Raw genomic sequence first — 17,099 nt, 5'->3', positions numbered from 1 at the left:
CTGTTTCTCCTGAAGGTGAATCGAAGCGGACTTTGCACCGATCGCCCGCCGCCAGGAAGTACCAGCGCCGCTGTCGGCATAGAGCCAGTGGATCAGGACTTACCCTCGTTCTGGTGCGCCGCGCACGCCACCGGTGCGCGCGAGCCTGCGCCCCATCGACAAGGGCTCAGTGCGTCCGCCCGCCGGCAGGCCTCTTCTCGCCTCGCGCCAGAGCCAGTTCCTCCACGGCCATCCCCAAGGCCCGGATGCCCGCCGGAATCTGCGAGGCCGCAATGGACGAAAGCCTCAGCCGGAAGAACGGACACGGATACGGCGGCCGCGCGAAGAACACATCGCCGGCCTCGATCAGCACGCCGTGGTTGCGCGCCATCAGCGACAGCTCCGTGGCATCCACCCAGGTCGGTGCCTGCACCCAGATCGAGGCCCCACCCGAAGGCAGCCGGAACTCGAAATCGGGCAGATGGTCGCGCAGCGCCTGGGCGGCCAGAGCGAGCCGCTCCTGCATCGCGTGGTTGACCCGCCGCGCATGCGACTCGTGGTGCCCCAGCGAAAGAAACAGCGCATACGCATGCTGCAGGAACGCACTCGGATGCCGCACCATCGCATGGCGTATCACCCGCAGTTCCTTGATGAGCGCCCGCGGCGCCACGATGAACCCCAGCCGCAGCGCGGGCGACAGGCTCTTGGACACAGAGCCCACGTAGATCACCCGGCCTGTCTTGTCCAGGCTCTTGAGCGCGGGCATCGGCGTGCCTTCGTACAGGTTCTCCGCCTCGTAGTCGTCCTCGATGATCACGAAGTCCTGCAGCTCCGCCTTTCGCAGCAGCCACTGGCGCCGCTCCAGGCTCAGGGTCGCGGTCGTCGGGCTCTGGTGCGAGGGTGTGACGAAAAGGTAGTCGGCCGCGGGCAGCGCATCGACGACCAGCCCGTCCTCGTCGACATCGACCTCCACCCACTTGGGCTGCCGCAACGAAAAGCTGTTGCGTGCATGCGGATGGCCGGGCTCCTCGAGCCCCACGCGCGTCTGCTCGTCGAACAGCGCCTCGGCCAGCAGGTAGTAGGCATGCTGGGCGCCCATGGTGACCAGGATCTCTTCCTTCAGCGCGAACACGCCGCGCTTGGGTAACAGTCGCGTGCGGATCTGCTCGATGAGGTCGGGCACGTCGTCGGTCTCGAAGTCCGGCGTCCAGTGCGGCAGCTGTGAACGCGCCAGGCTGCGCGCGCAGCATTCGCGGAAGTCCTCGGTGGGAAACAGCTGCGGGTCGTAGTTGCCGTAGACGAAGGGATACGGGTAGTCGCGCCAGCGGTCGGGCTTCGACAGCGTGGGCTTGTCGACCAGCGAGCGCAGCACGCGCCCCTGCCAGTCCGGCGGCTGGCTGGCCTGCCCGCTGCGGCCCACCAGCGGCTCCGCGTGCGCGGCGGACAGCGGCCGCGCGTTGCGCGCCACGAACACGCCGCTGCGCGGACGCGCTTCCAGGAAGCCTTCGTCGATCAGCTGCAGGTACGCCGACGTGACGGTGTTGCGGCTCAGCCCCAGCAGCGCGGCCAGCTCGCGCGACGACGGCAGCGGCGCGCCGGGGCTCAGATGCTCTTCAAGAATGGCCTGCACCACGGCGGCCCGCAAGCGGGCCTGCAGGGGCAATGCCGGCTGGTCGGGCAGCGCGAATAGCTGCGCCCACTGGGTGGCTCGCGGGTTGGGCATGGTGCGCCGCAGTTTAGGGCAGCCGCCGCAATTTGCGGCACCCCGGCGGCGTTCTGGCTCGGTCGAATCCCCGGAACTGGCCCTATCGCGGCGCCAGGCGGCTGCCTACGCTTGCCGCATCAATTTCCGGAGTTCCCGCGTGACTGCCCAGCCTTCTTCCTCTTCTTCCCACGTGACCACCGACACCCTCGCCGCATTTAGCGACGCCTGGAACCGCCACGACATCGACGCGCTGATGGGCTTCATGACGCCCGACTGCATCTTCCAGACCGCCGCCGGCCCCGACGCCTGCGGCACGCGCCACACGGGCACCGAGGCGGTGCGCAAGGCCTTCGCCGCCGCCTGGGCAACCGTGCCCGACGCGCAATGGATCAACGGCCAGCACTTCGTGCACGGCGACTTCGGCACCTCGCAGTGGACCTTCACCGGCACCGCCGCCGACGGCAGCCGCATCGAGACCGACGGCATCGACGTCTTCACATTCAGGAACGGAAAGATCCACCTGAAGAACGTGTTCCGCAAGGCCCGCCCCAACCTGCCCGCCGCGAAGTGAGCCGACCTTCCTCCTCTTACTGGAGCCCTTCATGACCATGACAGGCACGGCGCAGTTCGCCACCGCCAGCGCCACCGTCGACGGCGCATCGCCCGAGCAGCAACAGCAGCCGACGCAGGCACCGTTTCGCCCCTACGACCCGCAGTACGACCCGCTGCACGCGCCCGACCCCGGCGCCGGCCGCGCCTACGCGCCGACCTGGTGGGTGGCCAGCGCCGGCACGCCGCCCGAAGACGACGGACCGCTGGTGCGCGACATCGATGTCGACGTGGCCATCATCGGCTCGGGCGCCACCGGCATGTCGACCGCGCTCTACCTCGCACAGGAGCACGGTATTCGCGCCACCGTGCTCGAAGCCAACCAGGCCGCGTGGGGCTGCTCCAGCCGCAGCGGCGGCCAGGGCCAGAACGCGAGCGGCCGCCTCAAGCGCTCGCAGTGGATCGCGCGCTGGGGCATCGACACCGCCAGGCGGCTGGACGCCGAGATCCGCGGCGGCTTCGAGAACTTCCGCCATCTCACCACGCAGATCGACTGCGACGCCTTCGACGGCGGCCACCTCTACCTGGCGCACCGGCCCGAGAAGCTGCCGATCCTGGACGCCGAGGCGCGCCTGATGCGCGAGCAGTTCGGCTACGCCACCCGCATGATGAGCGCCGAGGAAGTGCGCCGCGACTACTGTGACGAACGCGAGACGGTCGGTGCGATGTATGAGGCCGAGGGCATCGGCATCCACCCCTTGAAGTTCACCTTCGGACTGATGCAGCGGGCTCGCGCGCTGGGCGTGACGGTGCACACCTCGAGCCCGGTGCAGGGCTGGCACACCGTCGACGGCGTGCACCACCTGCGCACGCCCGCGGGCGTGGTGCGCGCGCGCCGCGTGGCGGTGTGCACCGGCGGCTATACCGGGCAGGCGCTGAACCCGATGCTGAAGAACCGGATCATGCCGATCCTGTCGAACTCGGTGGTCACGCGCCCCCTCACCGACGCCGAACTGCAGGCCACCAACTTCAGGTCGCAGACCTTCCTGACCGACACGCGCACGCTGCGCTTCTACTACCGACTGCTCAAGGGCAACCGGTTGCAGATCGGCAGCCGCAGTTCAGTGAGCGGCGCCGACGCCGAACACCCGGTGCACCTGAAGCTGCTCACCGACGCCATCGCGCGCAAGTTCCCGCCGCTGGCGGGCATCCGCATCGACTACTCGTGGTGGGGCTGGGTCGACATGAGCCACGACATGATGCCGCGCATCACGCAGCCCGACGCCGGCAAGAAGATCTGGTACGCGGTGGGCTACGGCGGCAACGGCGTTTCCTTCTCGACCTGGGCCGGCAAGCGGCTGGCCGAGCGCGTCGCGGGCAAGGACACGGGCAAGGAAGTGTTCGAGCTGCCCATCTACCGCTCGCCGCTGCCCTTTCCCAATGTGCTGGGGCTGGTCGAGTCGCGCGCGTTCGCGCCGTTCCGGCGCATCGGGCAGCGCATGCTCTACAAGTGGTACTGGCTGCGCGACGAGAAGTAGGCGCAGGCGCGCATTCCCCGAAGTGGCGCAGGCCGATGCACCAGCCTGCCGCACAACGGGGCAAACCCGCCCCTTCTGGCCCTGCGAGTCGCGCCGCGTTGGCTCTTCGCCGTCACGCGGCGAGCGCCTATCTTCGACACCAAGGCCTTCGCTTTACCGGGGCCGAATCCGATTGCCTGTGTCGAACTCCCCTGAGGTCCTGTCATGCCGATCCCCAATCCCGAGCTTCCAGTTTTCTCGCGCCGAGCCACCCTGCTGTCCGCCAGCCTCGCGGCGGCAGGCACCCTGCTGCCGCTGTCCGTCTTCGCGGCCGACGAGCCCAGGCGCGGCGGCACGCTGGTGATCGGCAGCACGCAGACGCCCCGGCACCTGAACGGCGCGGTGCAGTCGGGCATCGCCACCGCCATGCCGTCGACGCAGATCTTTGCCAGCCCGCTGCGCTTCGACGACAAGTGGGCCCCGCAGCCCTATTTGGCCGAGTCATGGAAGCTGGCGGACGACGGCAAGTCGCTCACGCTCAAGCTGCGCAAGGACGCGCTGTTCCACGACGGCAAGCCCGTTACATCAGCCGACGTGGCCTTCTCCATCCTGGCCATCAAGGCCAACCACCCCTTCACCACCATGATGGGCCCGGTCGAGAAGGTGGACACGCCCGACCCCTACACCGCCGTCGTGCGCATGAGCGTGCCGCACCCCGCCATCGTGCTGGCGATGTCGCCCGCGCTGTGCCCGATTCTTCCGAAGCACATCTACGGCGACGGACAAGACCTGAAGAACCACCCGCGCAACACCACCGACGTGATCGGCTCCGGCCCTTTCCGCGTGGCCGAGTTCAAGCCTGCCCAGCGGGTGGTGCTGGAACGCTTCGACAAGTTCTTCATCCCCGGGCGTCCCTACCTCGACAAGGTCATCATCAACATCACGCCCGACTCGGCGAGCCTGATGCTCGGCCTGGAGCGCGGCGACATCCAGATGGTGCCCTTCGCCACGCTGCCCACCGACCTGAAGCGCCTGGCCAACGACCCGAAGATGTCGCTCACGCCCAAGGGCTACGACGGCATCGGCGCGCTCAACTGGCTGGCATTCAACACGGCGAAGAAGCCGCTGTCGGACGTGCAGGTGCGCAAGGCCATCGCCACCGCCATCGACAAGAACTTCATCACCAAGGCGCTGATGGGCGGCTTTGCCACCGTGTCCGACGGCCCGCTGGTGGCCAGCAGCCCGTTCGCCGTGCCCGACCTGGTGCGCTACCCGCTCGACCTGAAGAAGGCCGGCGAGATGCTCGACGCCGCGGGCTACAAGGCGGGCGCGGGCGGCGAGCGCTTCAAGCTCACCATCGACTACCTGCCCGGCGTGGACGACCAGCAGAAGAACGTGGCCGAATACATCCGCGGCCAGCTCAAGAAGGTGGGCATCACGGTGGAGGTGCGCGCCTCGGCCGACTTCCCGGCCTGGGCCAAGCGGCTGGCCTCGCACGACTTCGACATGTCGATGGACACGGTGTTCAACTGGGGCGACCCGATCATCGGCGTGCACCGCACCTACCTCTCGACCAACATCAAGCCCATCGTCTGGACCAACACCCAGTCGTATGCCAACCCGAAGGTCGACGAGCTGCTCAACACCGCCGGCGGCCTGATCGACCCGACGCAGCGCAAGGCCTACTACGCCACCTTCCAGAAGATCGTGACCGACGAATTGCCGATCGAATTCATCAACCAGGTGCCGTATCACACCGTCGCCAGCAGGAAGTTGGGCAACGTGCCGGTCACCATCTGGGGGCCGTTGTCGCCGCTGGACGAGGTGTACTTCAAGTAAGGCGGACGAGTCATGGGCATGCTGCCGTTTCTGCGCCATGCCGCCTCGCGACTTCTCCAGGCCCTGGGCCTGGTGATCGCGGTGGTGGTGCTCAACTTCGTGCTGGTGCACGCCGCGCCGGGCGACCCGGTGGAAACCATTGCCGGCGCCAGCGGCGGCATGTCGCCCGAGCTGATGGCGCAGCTGCGCACGCAGTACGGGCTCGACAAGTCGCTGCCGGTGCAGCTGGCCGTGTACCTGGGCAAGGTGGCGCGCGGTGACCTGGGCTACTCGTACTTCTTCAACCTGCCGGTCACGCAGATGATCGCCGAGCGCGTTCCCGCCACCCTCCTGCTGGTGCTGAGTTCTGTGCTGCTGGCGTTCTTCGCGGGCACCGCGCTCGGCGTGCTTTCGTCACGCAAGCCCAACGGGTGGCTGTCGCAGTTCATCACCGTGCTGTCGCTGGTGGGCTTTGCGGCGCCGGTGTTCTGGCTGGGGATCATGCTGGTGATCCTGCTGGCCTCGGTGTTTCCGATTCTTCCTGTCGCGGGCATGCGGTCCATCGACTCGACGGGCACCGGCGGCTTCGCGGACATGCTCGACGTGGCGCAGCACCTGGTGTTGCCCACGCTCACGTTGAGCCTGGTGTATCTCGCGCAGTACAGCCGGCTCGCGCGCTCGTCGATGCTCGACGTGCTGGGCTCGGACTTCATTCGCACCGCCCGCGCCAAGGGGCTGGCCGACCGCGTGGTGCTCTACAAGCATGCGCTGCGCAATGCGCTGCTGCCGGTGGTCACGGTGCTGGGGCTGCAGTTCGGCAACGTGCTGGCCGGAGCCATCCTGGTGGAGACGGTGTTCAACTGGCCGGGCCTCGGCCGGCTGGCCTTCGAGTCGGTGCTGCGGCGCGACTACCCGACCATCCTGGGCGTGCTGCTGTTCTCTTCCGTCGTGGTGGTGGTGATGAACCAGCTCACCGACCTGTGCTACCGCTTCATCGACCCACGGATCAAGACCTCATGAGCAAGGTCATCGCGATGCCTCCTGTTGCTTCCGCTTCCCAACCCGCCGCCAGGCCGCCAGTGCGCGTAGAACACCCCGGCATGGAGGCGATGCGCATGTTCCTGCGCAACCCCGCCGCCATTGCCGGCATGGCCATGTTGCTGATCGTGTTGGTGGTGGCCGTCGCCGGGCCGTGGCTCTACCCGGCCGACCCGTTCGAGATCAGGGCCGCGCCGCTCACACCGCCGTTCAGCGAGGACGCCTGGCTCGGCAGCGACTACCTGGGCCGCGACGTGCTCACTGCGCTGATCTACGGCGGGCGCGCCACGCTGCTGGTGGGCGCGGTGGCCGCGCTGCTGTCGGTGCTGATCGGCATCACGCTCGGCGCCTTTGCCGGCTACTACGGCGGCAAGATCGATGCCGCGCTGATGAAGCTCACCGAGTTCTTCCAGGTGCTGCCCGCGCTGCTGTTCGCGATGGTGGTGGTCACGCTGTTCTCGCCCACGCTGGTGACGGTGACGCTGGCTATCGGCATCGTGAGCTGGACCGGCACGGCGCGGCTCACACGCGCCGAGTTCATGAAGTACCGCGGACTGGAGTTCGTGCGGGCCGAAAGGGCCATCGGCGCCGGCGACGCGCGCATCATCTGGAAGGTGATTCTTCCCAACGCGCTGCCGCCGCTGGTGGTGTCGGCCACGCTGGCGATCGGCGCCGCCATCCTGTTCGAGGCGGGCCTTTCCTTCCTCGGATTGGGCGACCCCAACCAGATGAGCTGGGGGCTGATGATCGGCTCCAGCCGGCAGTATGTTCTGTCCTGCTGGTGGGCCGTGGCCTTCCCCGGCGCTGCGATCTTCATCACCGTGCTGGCCGTGAGCCTCATTGGCGACGGCCTGAACGACGCCCTCAACCCCAAGCTGAGGGAACGCTGATGGCCACGCAAGACAACGCACTGCTGCGCGTGCAGGACCTGCACGTCGAGTTCAAGACCCGCCGCGGCCAGGCGCTGGTGCTCAACGGGGTCGACTTCGAGATCCGCGCCGGCGAAACGCTGTGCGTGGTCGGCGAGTCGGGCTGCGGCAAGAGCATGACGGCGCTGGCACTGCTGCGGCTCATTCCTTCGCCGCCCGGGCGCATCCGCAGCGGGCAGGTGCTGTTCCAGGGCGAAGACCTGGTGCAGGCCAGCGATGCCCGCATGCGCGAAGTGCGGGGCAACCGCATCTCGATGATCTTCCAAGAGCCCATGACCTCGCTGAACCCGGTGTTCAGCGTGGGCGACCAGATCGGCGAATCGCTGCGGCTGCACGCGGGCATGAATGCGCACGCGGCGCGCGAGCGTGCCATCGAGATGCTGCGGCAGGTGGGCATTCCAGCGCCGGAGCGGCGCGTGGACGAGTACCCGCACCAGCTCTCCGGCGGCATGCGCCAGCGCGTGATGATCGCGATGGCGCTGGCCTGCCGGCCCGACATCCTCATCGCCGACGAGCCGACCACCGCGCTCGACGTGACGGTGCAGGCGCAGATCTTCGACCTGCTGCGCGAGCTGCAGCGCGACAAGGGCACGGCCATCATGCTCATCACCCACGACATGGGCGCGGTGGCCGAGATGGCCGACCGCGTGATGGTGATGTACGCCGGCCGCGTCATCGAACAGGGCACGACCGAACAGGTGCTGTCGGAGCCCGGCCACCCTTACACGCGCGGGCTGATCGACTGCCTGCCGGAGCTCGGCAGCAGCGCGGCATACGGCGACGGCGCACGCGAGGACCTGGCCGAGATCGCGGGCGTGGTGCCGTCGATCTGGGAGCTGGGCACGGGCTGCGCCTTCCGCGAACGCTGCCCCCGCGCGCTGGCGCGCTGCGCGACGGAAGTGCCGCCCATGTTCGCGGTGCACGGCGACATCGCGCCCGGCATCCCGCACGGCGCGGCCTGCTGGCTGCATGCGCAGACCCTCGACCAGCGCCAACGGGAGGCCGCATGACATTCATCGGCAAGACCGACACGCTGCTTTCGGTCGATGACCTGAAGGTGCACTTTCCGCGCGGCAAGGCCGGCTGGGGCCGCGCGCCCGAGGTGGTGAAGGCGGTGGACGGCGTGTCCTTCGAGATCCGGCGCGGCACCACGCTCGCGGTGGTGGGCGAATCGGGTTCCGGCAAGACCACGACCGCGCTCGCGGTGATGCGGCTGTCGCCCGTCACTTCGGGGCGCATGCAGCTCGGCGACACCGACCTGGCCGCCCTGCGCGGCGAGGCGCTGCGGCAGGCGCGCACGCGCATGCAGATCATCTTCCAGGACCCGTTTTCCTCGCTGAACCCGCGCGAGCGCGCGGGCGCCGCGGTGCGCGCGCCGCTGGACCTGATGCGGGTCGGCACGCCTGAAGAGCGCACGCGCCGCGTGGCGGAGCTGTTCGAGGCGGTCGGCCTGCGGCCCGAGCAGCAGCACCTGTTTCCGCACCAGTTCTCGGGCGGGCAGCGCCAGCGCATCAACATCGCGCGGGCGCTGGCCACCAACCCGGAACTGGTGGTGTGCGACGAGCCGGTGTCGGCGCTGGACATCGCGATCCGCGCGCAGATACTGAACCTGCTGTCGCGGCTGCAGCGCGAGCTGGGGCTGACCTACCTCTTCATCTCGCACGACATGGCGGTGGTGGAGCACATCTGCGACGACATCGCCGTGATGTACCTCGGCCAGATCGTCGAGCGCGCGCCGCGGCGCAGCTTCTTCGCGCGGCTGTTGCATCCGTACAGCGCGGCGCTGATGTCGGCGGTGCCCACGGTGAGCGGCGGGCGCCGGCGCGCGGCCCACCGCATCAAGCTGAGCGGCGATCCGCCGAGCCCCATCAACCCGCCCGCCGGCTGCCGCTTCGCCGGGCGCTGCCCGGTGGCGGAGCCGGCCTGCGCGGCCGAGCTGCCGCCCTTGCGCGAAGTCGCGCCCGATCACTGGGTACGCTGCCGGCGTGTCGACGTCGTCGACGGCCTGCCGCACCCTCCTCTTTCGATTCCAGAGTCGCCATGAGCCAAGCAACGACAACCACCGTCTACCCCGCCCGCAAGATCATCACCATGAACCCCATGCAGCCGCATGCCACCCACGTGGCGGTGCGCGACGGCCGCGTGCTGGCCGTCGGCTCGCTGGCGGACATGCAGGCATGGGGCACCTTCACGCTGGACGAGCGCTTCGCGGCCAAGGTGCTGATGCCCGGCCTCGTCGAAGGCCACTGCCACCTCAAGGAAGGCAGCATGTGGGACTGGACGTACCTGGGCTGGTTCGACCGCCGGGACCCCGAAGGCAAGGTCTGGAGCGGCCTGCGCTCGATGGACGAGGTGGTCTCGCGCCTGGCGGAGGTCGCCGCGAAGATGACGGCGGACGGCGTGCCCGACACCGAGCCGCTGGTTGCCTGGGGCTTCGACCCCATCTACTTCGGCGGAGAACGCATGACGGTGCATCACGTCGACCGCGCGAGCGCCACGCGGCCCATCGTCATCGGCCATGCCAACGGGCACCTGATGAACGTCAACAGTGCCATGCTGCGCATTGCCGAGATCACGCGCGACAACGAGGTCGAGGGCGTGGTCAAGTTCGCCGAAGGCGCGGACGAAGGCGAACCCACGGGCGAGCTGCAGGAGCCGGCCGCGATGTTCCAGGTGTTGCGCAAGATCGGCAACGCCGGCCTGCTCGCGCCGATGACCGAGGCCGGCGTGCGCTCGTTCGCCAGGCTGGCATGCCTGCAGGGCGTGACCACCGCGACCGACCTGGTCAACAAGCTCGCCGCGGACGACTGCGGCGTGCTCGAGAAAGTGACGCGGGACGAGGACTTCGCGGTGCGCATCCTGCCCGCATTCCAGGCCTTCCATGGCACGCACGGCGCCGCACAGGGCGCGGAACATGTGAAGTCGCTGGTGCCGCGTAACACCGACCGCCTGCGCTACGGGCTGGTGAAGATGATGCTGGACGGCTCGATCCAGGGCTTCTCCGCACGGCTGCGCTGGCCGGGGCATTTCAACGGCGCGCCCAACGGCATCTGGGTGACGGCGCCCGCGCAGTACGAGGCCGACTTCGAGACCTACCACCGCGCCGGCCTCACCATCCACACGCACACCAACGGCGACGAGGCCAGCGAGGTGGCCATCGACGCCATCGGCCGCGTGCTCACGCGCGCGCCGCGTCCCGACCACCGCCACACGCTGCAGCACGGCCAGATGATCGACGCGCCGCTGTTCCGCCGCATGGCCTCGTTGGGCCTGTGCGCCAACCTGTTCGCCAACCACATCTGGTACTGGGGCGACCAGCACTATGAAATGACCATGGGCCCCGACCGCGCCAACCGCCTCGATGCCTGCGGCAGCGCGCTCGCCGCGGGCGTGCCGCTGGCCATCCACTCCGACGCGCCGGTCACGCCGCTGGGCCCGCTGTTCACCGCGTGGTGCGCCGTGAACCGCATCACGCCCAAGGGCCGCCTGCTGGGCGAGGCCGAGCGCATCACCGTGCCGCAGGCGCTGCGCGCCATCACGCTCGGCGCGGCCTGGACGCTCAAGCTCGACGGCGAGATCGGCAGCATCGAATGCGGCAAGCGCGCCGACTTCTGCGTGCTGGAAGACGACCCGCTGGAGATGGACCCGATGGCGCTGAAGGACGCGCGCGTCTGGGGCACCGTGCTTTCTGGACGCGTGTTCCAGGCGCAGCGGGGCTGAAGACGGCGTGACCGCATCGACAAACCCGAAACGGAAGCGCCTGCCGCTCACGGTCATTGGCGGCTTCCTGGGCGCGGGCAAGACCACGCTGCTCAACCGCTGGCTGCGCGAGGCGAATGGACTGCGCCTGGCGGTGCTGGTGAACGACTTCGGCGCGCTCAACATCGACGCCGATCTCATCGCCGCCACGCACGGCGACACCACCGCGCTGACCAACGGCTGCGTGTGCTGCCAGATCGGCGACGACCTGGGGCGGGCATTGGTGGAAGTGATCGAGGCCCGGACGCCGTTCGATGCGGTGGTGATCGAGGCCAGCGGCGTGTCGGACCCGTGGCGCATCGCGCAGATCGGCATGGCGGCGCCGGAGCTGAGCCTGGAGAGCGTCATCGTGCTGGTCGACGCGAGCGCGGCGGCACAGCAGTCTCGCGACCCGCTGCTGGCGGACACGCTGGCACGGCAGGTGAAGTCGGCCGACCTGGTGGCGGTGAACAAGGCGGACATCGCATCCGCCGATGCGCTGGCAGGCGCCAATGCCTGGGTCGCGGCGACCGCGCCAGGCACCCCGTGCATCCAGACCGTGGAGTCGGCCGTGCCGCTGGTGCTGCTGTCGGGGTTGCCGCATGCGGCGCACACGCTGCCCCATGCCTGCGGGCCTGGCTGCCACGACCATCATCATGCGCAGGGCGCACCCGATCACGGTGGGTTGTTCCAGACGTGGAATGCACAGCCCGAAGCAGTGATTCCCGTCGCCAGGCTGCGTGCCTGGCTGCGCGACATGCCGCCCGGCGTGCTGCGCCTGAAGGGCGTGCTGCGCACCGGCCTAGGGGACGCGGGCGATGAATGGTCGGAGGTGCAGTTCGCCGGCCGCCACGGCACGCTGCGCAAGGCCGCGCCACCGGCCGGTGAAGCGCGCGCGGGGGTCGTCGCCATCGGCCTGCGCGGCCAGTTGCCTGAAGAATTGCTCAAGGCTTTTTTCCTGCCCTGAGCCCAGTCATGTTTCAATCGCGGGCTTGTCCGTTTTCCACCAAGGCAAGGCAGCCGCAGCCTCATGACAAGCTCTTCTTCTCTCCTGATCCGTCCTCCCGTGGCGGAAGATTATTCGGCGTGGAAGCCGCTGTGGGACGGCTACAACGCCTTCTACGGACGCGAGGGCCCCACGGCCCTGGCCGACGAGATCACGCAGCTGACGTGGCAGCGCTTCTTCGACGCCTACGAGCCGGTGCATGCGCTGGTCGCGGAGCGTGACGGCCAGCTCGTCGGCCTCACGCACTACCTGTTTCACCGCAGCACCACCCGCATCGAGCCGACCTGCTACCTGCAGGACCTGTTCACGCTGCCATCGGAGCGCGGCCGCGGCGTCGGGCGCCAGCTGATTCAAGGCGTGTATGAACGTGTGAAGCAGGCAGGCGGACACCGGGTGTACTGGCAGACGCATGTGACGAACACCGCAGGCCGCACGCTGTACGACAAGGTCGCGTCGCACGACGGGTTCATCGTCTACGGCACGCTTGTCTGACGTTGCTGCCGCTCAGTACTTGATGGTGACGCCGGCCTTCACGCCGTTGTTGGCCTTGCCGTCCGACGAAACACCGCCGGTGAGCGACACATTGCCGCCGGTGCTCGCGCCGAGCGAATAGGTCGGCCGGGGCGTGGAGGTGTCGGTGCCGATGTAGGCGCCGCTGCCGTCGCGCCGCTCGACGCCCACGGTCGCACCGGTGGTGTAGGCCGAGGTTTCGGTGGGGTTGACGTTGGGCGCCACATACACGGTACCCTTGTCGTCGTTGTCCACGGGCAGCTTCACGGGTTCGGCGGCAGCCAGGCCAGCCGCGAAGCAAACGGCCGCGGCGAGGCCTGCAAGGATCGGTTTGCTCTTCATGCGCGGATGCTGGCCCATGGCTCGCGGCCGGTCTGTAGGACGAGAGGAAAGTCACCGGCCGGGGGGCGCGCGGACCTTCTCAGTACTTGATCAGGTTCTGCAGAATCAGCGGGCCGCCCATACCCAGCAGCAAACCGCCTTCGGCGATCTTCCCCAGCACGAGAGCAGCAAAGCCGAGATCGTCCACCAGCTTTGCAATTGCGCCGGAGGCGGCTTGCGAGTCGCCGGCAACGAACATGACTCTCCGGCCGCCTTGAGCGGCCGGGTTCATCGCAAGCAGCTTGGCCGGCAGCTGGTTGAATGTCTTGACCACATCCGCGCCCGCAAAGGCGGCTGCAACGACATGGCTGGACGCCTGGCCCTTCAGTTCATCGGGCGAAATGCCATAGGTGTTCATGGCGTCGACGACGATCTTGCCGGACCAGTCCGGCAGAGCGGCCGCGACGCTGGCATGCGAGCGAAACGGCACGGCAAGAATGACGACCTCTGCTTTGAGCGCGTCCTCCAGCGCCACGGGAGTGACATGGTCGCCCAGTTCTTTGGCAAGCTCGGCGAGCGAGTCGACGCCGCGGGTGTTCGCGATATTCACGGCAATGCCGCTGCGGGCGAATTGACGAGCGAGGGCCGTGCCGACGTTGCCGGCGCCAATGATGGAATAGGTCATGGTGATTTCCTTGTGATGATTGATGGGATGCGGACTACGCGGAGATCGCGCCGATGTCGTTCAGCGCCTTTTGCATGGCGGCTTCCTTGGCTTGCGCACTGATGGCAAGACCCTCGGCGCGCACCACGGTGACGTCGGTCACGCCCAGGAAGCCAACGAGGCCGATGAGGTAGCTTTCCTGGTGCTCGAGAGCCGCCGCGGGGCTGCCCGCGGAATACACGCCGCCGCGCGAAGACGCGATGAATGCCTTCTTGTTCTTGAGCAGGCCTTCCGGTCCGTTCGCGGTGTAGCGAAACGTCTTGCCCGCCACGGCGATGCGGTCGATCCAGGCCTTCAGGGGCGTGGGAATCGAAAGGTTGTACATCGGCGCGCCAATCACAAGTACGTCCGCAGCAAAGAGTTCTTCCATGTAGGTATTGCCCTTGAGCAGGTCGGCGTTCAGGGTCGCGTCGTCGCTCGGCATGCCCTGCCACGCAGCCATGTGCGTGCCGGACAGATGCAGCGCTGGATCAGCCGCCAGATCCCGGTACACGACGTGTGCCGTGGGGTGCAGCGCGCGATGGCGCTCAACGATGCGAGCCGAAAGAAGTCGGCTCGCCGAGGCGGTGCCGAGAACGCTGGAGTCGAGATGAAGGAGCTGCATGGGGTTTTCCTTGTGGGTGGCACAGTCGGAAGGGAGGCCGGAACGGGTCAGGGGCGAACTGACCCGCGCCGCTGTGGCACGGAGGAGCTCGGAGATGGATGAAGTCATGATGTATCTTTCATGGAGATGTTTGATGGGAGGAATGATGCTGCTCCCCCACCAATCTGAATAGACGATTTATTGAGATGCAAAGCATCTGAATTTGAGATACTCTGCGCGTCATGCTCGACGGCGTCTCACTCGACCAACTCAGAACCTTCATCGCGGCGGTCGACGAAGGCAGCTTTTCCGCGGCAGCGAGAAAGCTCAACCGCGTGCAGTCCGCAGTGAGCGGCTGGATCGCCTCGCTCGAAGATCAGGTGGGCGTGGTGCTCTTCGACCGGTCCGGGCGTTTCCCCAAGCTCACGCCGGAGGGCGTCCTTCTGCTGGCTGATGCGCGCAACGTGGTCTCGGGCGTTGATACCCTCAAGGCCAGGGCAAAGCTCATGTCCTCGGGGCTGGAAGCCGAGCTTTCGGTCGTCGTGGACGTGTTCTTCCCCACCGACGTCATCAGCGCAGCGATCAAGGCTTTTGCCAGCCGATTTCCGTTCACGCCGCTGAGGCTCTTTGTCGAGGCACTCGGCGCGGCCTACCAACCCATACTCGACGGGCGCTGCAGCATGGGCATCCTGGGCGCGCTACCCATGGAATTCCCCTCCCTGGTCACAGAGCGCCTCAACGAGATTTCCCTGGTGATGGTGGCTGCGGCCGAGCATCCACTCGCGAGCTTCGATCGCCGAATTTCCAGGCGCGAACTCGGCAAGCACGTGCAACTGGTCCTCACGGACCGCTCCGAGCTGATGACGGGGCGCGACTACGGTGTGATATCGCCCACGACCTGGCGCCTGGGCGATCTGTCGACCAAGTACGCATTCCTGAAGGACGGCATGGGCTATGGCAGCATGCCACGGCACATGGTGGACAGGGACATCGCGCGAGGCTCACTCGTCGTGCTCGATGTCGACGAGATCCCGCCCGGGGGCTTTCCGCTGACGACCTCCGCCGTCTATCCCGCCGCCCAACCGCCAGGCCCCGCAGGGCGATGGCTGATTGACCATCTGAAACGGCAGTGTGCCGACCACTCGTGACCGCATCGACGACCACCCCCGCCCACAACCTCGACGCTCCCGCGCTCGCGCTCATCGACACCTGCGCACGGGCTTCCCTCGAACTGCTGCAGGACAACCTCACGCCGCACGGCATCCTCGCCGCCAGCCGCACCGAGGCCGCCGTGGCGCGGCGCTACACGCGCATCTTCGGCCGCGACGCCGCCATCTGCGTCATGGCCATGTGCGGCACCGGCGTAGCGGCGCTGGAACAGGGCGCCGTGGCCAGCCTCGACGCGCTCGCTTCGCAACAGGCTGCGAACGGGCAGATTCCCAAGTACGTCGACCCCGAGGGCCAGGACGCCGACTTCTGGTACCTGGGCTGCATCGACGCCACCCTGTGGTGGCTCATAGCGGTGGACCACGTGCGCAGGCATGGCAACGTGGAAGCCACGCATTGGCAGGCCGAGGTGGAACGCGCGATCCAGTGGCTGCTCGCGCAGGAGCACCAGCACTTCCGCCTGCTGCAGCAGAACGAGGCCAGCGACTGGGCCGACATCATGCCGCGCTCCGGCTATGTGCTCTACACCAACGCGCTGTGGTTCGACGTCAAGCGCCGTTTCGCGCTGGAGCATGCGGAAGAAACCCGGCACCACTTCAACCACCTGTTCAATCCGTTCCAGCGAGACCTGCCCGAGTACCACCGCGCAAGGCTGCTGCGCCACTACGCGCGGCGTGGCCGGCGCGATCCGGGCCTGTACCTGAGCTTCGTCAATCTCGCGGTCGTCGGGGACGAAGGCGACGTGTTCGGCAACGTGCTGGCCATTCAGAGCGGCCTGGCCGACGCCGCGATGGCGCAGCGCATCGTGCAGACCATCGAGGCGGCGAACGCATCGCAGCCGTACCCGGTGCGCGTGGTGCTGCATCCGCTGTCTCAGCAGCATGAGTTGTGGCGGGCATACATGGGCCGGCACCAGCAGAACATCGTGCACCAGTACCACAACGGAGGCATCTGGCCGTTCGTCGGCGGCTTCTGGGTGATGGCGCTGGCACGGCTGGGGCTGCATGAGCAGGCATGGACCGAACTCGCGCGGCTGGCACAGGCCAACGCGCAGGACGACTGGCGATTCACCGAGTGGTTTCACGGGCGCACGCTGGCGCCGATGGGAATGGCGGGACAGAGCTGGAATGCGGCCGCGTTCCTGCTGGCGCGGCGGGAACTGCTGGGGGATGGGGTGGCCTGGTGAGCGGGCGCCGCTGACCTTCGAAAGGCTCCAATTCTTCTGCGAGGAAGTCTCCCGGCCAGACCGTCATGCCATCAGCGGCGCAGCTTTCCACCACGTATCTATAGGGCAGGTCCGGCGCTGCAAGGACGTCGAGCAATGTCCCGACATCACCTATCGCAGGCGGGCGTTTGTTCACGCACCAGCCGTCGTAGTCATTGCCCGTTGCCACAAGACATTTGACGCGCACCACGGCATAAGGCGTCAGTTGATTCATGGGCTGTCACAGCTCAACGCAGGGCAGGCGGCACAAAAATGCAGGTTGATTGCCGCGGCTCGCGGCAACCGCGGAT

The 17,099-nt window shown here is 67.7% G+C and carries 16 protein-coding genes; 12 read left to right on the top strand and 4 right to left on the bottom strand.

The window, feature by feature from the left end; all coding sequences use genetic code 11:
* Positions 1 to 166: 166 nt before the first annotated feature.
* Positions 167 to 1,702, bottom strand: a complete 1,536-nt coding sequence (gene pdxR / locus C4F17_RS31140; RefSeq protein WP_106938246.1) for a MocR-like pyridoxine biosynthesis transcription factor PdxR — start codon at positions 1,700 to 1,702, stop codon at positions 167 to 169.
* 139 nt (positions 1,703 to 1,841) lie between these two features.
* On the opposite strand from pdxR, the gene C4F17_RS31135 reads away from it, so the two are divergent.
* The 10 genes from C4F17_RS31135 (at position 1,842) to C4F17_RS31090 (ending at position 12,771) form a co-directional block, all read left to right on the top strand.
* Positions 1,842 to 2,255: a nuclear transport factor 2 family protein gene (locus C4F17_RS31135; protein ID WP_106938245.1), complete on the top strand. Its 414-nt coding sequence runs from the start codon at positions 1,842 to 1,844 to the stop codon at positions 2,253 to 2,255.
* A gap of 31 nt (positions 2,256 to 2,286) precedes the next feature.
* The gene (locus C4F17_RS31130) at positions 2,287 to 3,771 is read left to right on the top strand and encodes an NAD(P)/FAD-dependent oxidoreductase (RefSeq protein ID WP_081267579.1); all 1,485 of its coding nucleotides are present in this window, start codon (positions 2,287 to 2,289) and stop codon (positions 3,769 to 3,771) included.
* Between the two features lie 204 nt (positions 3,772 to 3,975).
* Positions 3,976 to 5,589: an ABC transporter substrate-binding protein gene (locus C4F17_RS31125; protein WP_106938244.1), complete on the top strand. Its 1,614-nt coding sequence runs from the start codon at positions 3,976 to 3,978 to the stop codon at positions 5,587 to 5,589.
* 21 nt (positions 5,590 to 5,610) lie between these two features.
* Positions 5,611 to 6,588 carry an ABC transporter permease gene (locus C4F17_RS31120; RefSeq protein WP_409196881.1) on the top strand — a complete coding sequence of 326 codons (978 nt, stop codon included), beginning with the start codon at positions 5,611 to 5,613 and terminating at the stop codon, positions 6,586 to 6,588.
* Positions 6,589 to 6,602: 14 nt separating this feature from the next.
* Positions 6,603 to 7,496: an ABC transporter permease gene (locus C4F17_RS31115; RefSeq protein ID WP_234383191.1), complete on the top strand. Its 894-nt coding sequence runs from the start codon at positions 6,603 to 6,605 to the stop codon at positions 7,494 to 7,496.
* Positions 7,496 to 8,545 carry an ABC transporter ATP-binding protein gene (locus tag C4F17_RS31110; RefSeq protein WP_081267576.1) on the top strand — a complete coding sequence of 350 codons (1,050 nt, stop codon included), beginning with the start codon at positions 7,496 to 7,498 and terminating at the stop codon, positions 8,543 to 8,545. Before C4F17_RS31115 ends, C4F17_RS31110 begins: the two co-directional genes overlap by 1 nt.
* Positions 8,542 to 9,579, top strand: coding sequence for an ABC transporter ATP-binding protein (locus tag C4F17_RS31105; RefSeq protein ID WP_106938242.1), 1,038 nt, complete (start codon positions 8,542 to 8,544; stop codon positions 9,577 to 9,579). The genes C4F17_RS31110 and C4F17_RS31105 overlap by 4 nt, the downstream gene beginning before the upstream one ends.
* Entirely contained in the window at positions 9,576 to 11,255 is a 1,680-nt protein-coding gene (locus tag C4F17_RS31100; protein WP_106938241.1) for an amidohydrolase, read from the top strand. Before C4F17_RS31105 ends, C4F17_RS31100 begins: the two co-directional genes overlap by 4 nt.
* Positions 11,256 to 11,262: 7 nt before the next feature.
* On the top strand, positions 11,263 to 12,240 hold the full coding sequence (locus C4F17_RS31095) for a CobW family GTP-binding protein (protein ID WP_106938240.1): 978 nt from the start codon (positions 11,263 to 11,265) through the stop codon (positions 12,238 to 12,240).
* A gap of 63 nt (positions 12,241 to 12,303) precedes the next feature.
* Positions 12,304 to 12,771, top strand: a complete 468-nt coding sequence (locus C4F17_RS31090; RefSeq protein WP_106938239.1) for a GNAT family N-acetyltransferase — start codon at positions 12,304 to 12,306, stop codon at positions 12,769 to 12,771.
* A gap of 12 nt (positions 12,772 to 12,783) precedes the next feature.
* Here C4F17_RS31090 and C4F17_RS31085 read toward each other — a convergent pair whose 3' ends face one another.
* From C4F17_RS31085 to C4F17_RS31075, 3 genes are all read right to left on the bottom strand, one after another.
* Positions 12,784 to 13,131, bottom strand: a complete 348-nt coding sequence (locus C4F17_RS31085; RefSeq protein WP_081267792.1) for a hypothetical protein — start codon at positions 13,129 to 13,131, stop codon at positions 12,784 to 12,786.
* Positions 13,132 to 13,210: 79 nt separating this feature from the next.
* A complete protein-coding gene (locus C4F17_RS31080; protein WP_106938238.1) occupies positions 13,211 to 13,795 on the bottom strand; it encodes an NADPH-dependent F420 reductase in 585 nt (194 codons plus the stop codon).
* A gap of 34 nt (positions 13,796 to 13,829) precedes the next feature.
* Entirely contained in the window at positions 13,830 to 14,438 is a 609-nt protein-coding gene (locus tag C4F17_RS31075; protein WP_106938237.1) for an FMN-dependent NADH-azoreductase, read from the bottom strand.
* Positions 14,439 to 14,659: 221 nt separating this feature from the next.
* Between C4F17_RS31075 and C4F17_RS31070 the strand changes: the two genes are divergently transcribed.
* Together C4F17_RS31070 and C4F17_RS31065 are read left to right on the top strand one after the other, a co-directional pair.
* Positions 14,660 to 15,565, top strand: coding sequence for a LysR family transcriptional regulator (locus C4F17_RS31070; RefSeq protein ID WP_106938236.1), 906 nt, complete (start codon positions 14,660 to 14,662; stop codon positions 15,563 to 15,565).
* Positions 15,562 to 16,770, top strand: a complete 1,209-nt coding sequence (locus C4F17_RS31065; protein WP_106938235.1) for an amylo-alpha-1,6-glucosidase — start codon at positions 15,562 to 15,564, stop codon at positions 16,768 to 16,770. The genes C4F17_RS31070 and C4F17_RS31065 overlap by 4 nt, the downstream gene beginning before the upstream one ends.
* The last annotated feature ends 329 nt before the right edge of the window (positions 16,771 to 17,099 follow it).

It is taken from the genome of Variovorax sp. PMC12 (assembly GCF_003019815.1).
Classification (GTDB): Bacteria; Pseudomonadota; Gammaproteobacteria; order Burkholderiales; family Burkholderiaceae_C; genus Variovorax.
Note: the sequence above shows the minus strand (reverse complement) of the source record. Positions and strands in the feature narration are given on the sequence as shown.

Bases quoted from the DNA above. Each gene is read 5' to 3' on its own strand.
- pdxR (WP_106938246.1), bottom strand. From the start codon at position 1,702: ATGCCCAACCCGCGAGCCACCCAGTGGGCGCAGCTATTCGCGCTGCCC.
- C4F17_RS31130 (WP_081267579.1), top strand. From the start codon at position 2,287: ATGACCATGACAGGCACGGCGCAGTTCGCCACCGCCAGCGCCACCGTC.
- C4F17_RS31125 (WP_106938244.1), top strand. From the start codon at position 3,976: ATGCCGATCCCCAATCCCGAGCTTCCAGTTTTCTCGCGCCGAGCCACC.
- C4F17_RS31115 (WP_234383191.1), top strand. From the start codon at position 6,603: ATGCCTCCTGTTGCTTCCGCTTCCCAACCCGCCGCCAGGCCGCCAGTG.
- C4F17_RS31110 (WP_081267576.1), top strand. From the start codon at position 7,496: ATGGCCACGCAAGACAACGCACTGCTGCGCGTGCAGGACCTGCACGTC.
- C4F17_RS31105 (WP_106938242.1), top strand. From the start codon at position 8,542: ATGACATTCATCGGCAAGACCGACACGCTGCTTTCGGTCGATGACCTG.
- C4F17_RS31100 (WP_106938241.1), top strand. From the start codon at position 9,576: ATGAGCCAAGCAACGACAACCACCGTCTACCCCGCCCGCAAGATCATC.
- C4F17_RS31090 (WP_106938239.1), top strand. From the start codon at position 12,304: ATGACAAGCTCTTCTTCTCTCCTGATCCGTCCTCCCGTGGCGGAAGAT.
- C4F17_RS31085 (WP_081267792.1), bottom strand. From the start codon at position 13,131: ATGAAGAGCAAACCGATCCTTGCAGGCCTCGCCGCGGCCGTTTGCTTC.
- C4F17_RS31080 (WP_106938238.1), bottom strand. From the start codon at position 13,795: ATGACCTATTCCATCATTGGCGCCGGCAACGTCGGCACGGCCCTCGCT.
- C4F17_RS31075 (WP_106938237.1), bottom strand. From the start codon at position 14,438: ATGCAGCTCCTTCATCTCGACTCCAGCGTTCTCGGCACCGCCTCGGCG.
- C4F17_RS31070 (WP_106938236.1), top strand. From the start codon at position 14,660: ATGCTCGACGGCGTCTCACTCGACCAACTCAGAACCTTCATCGCGGCG.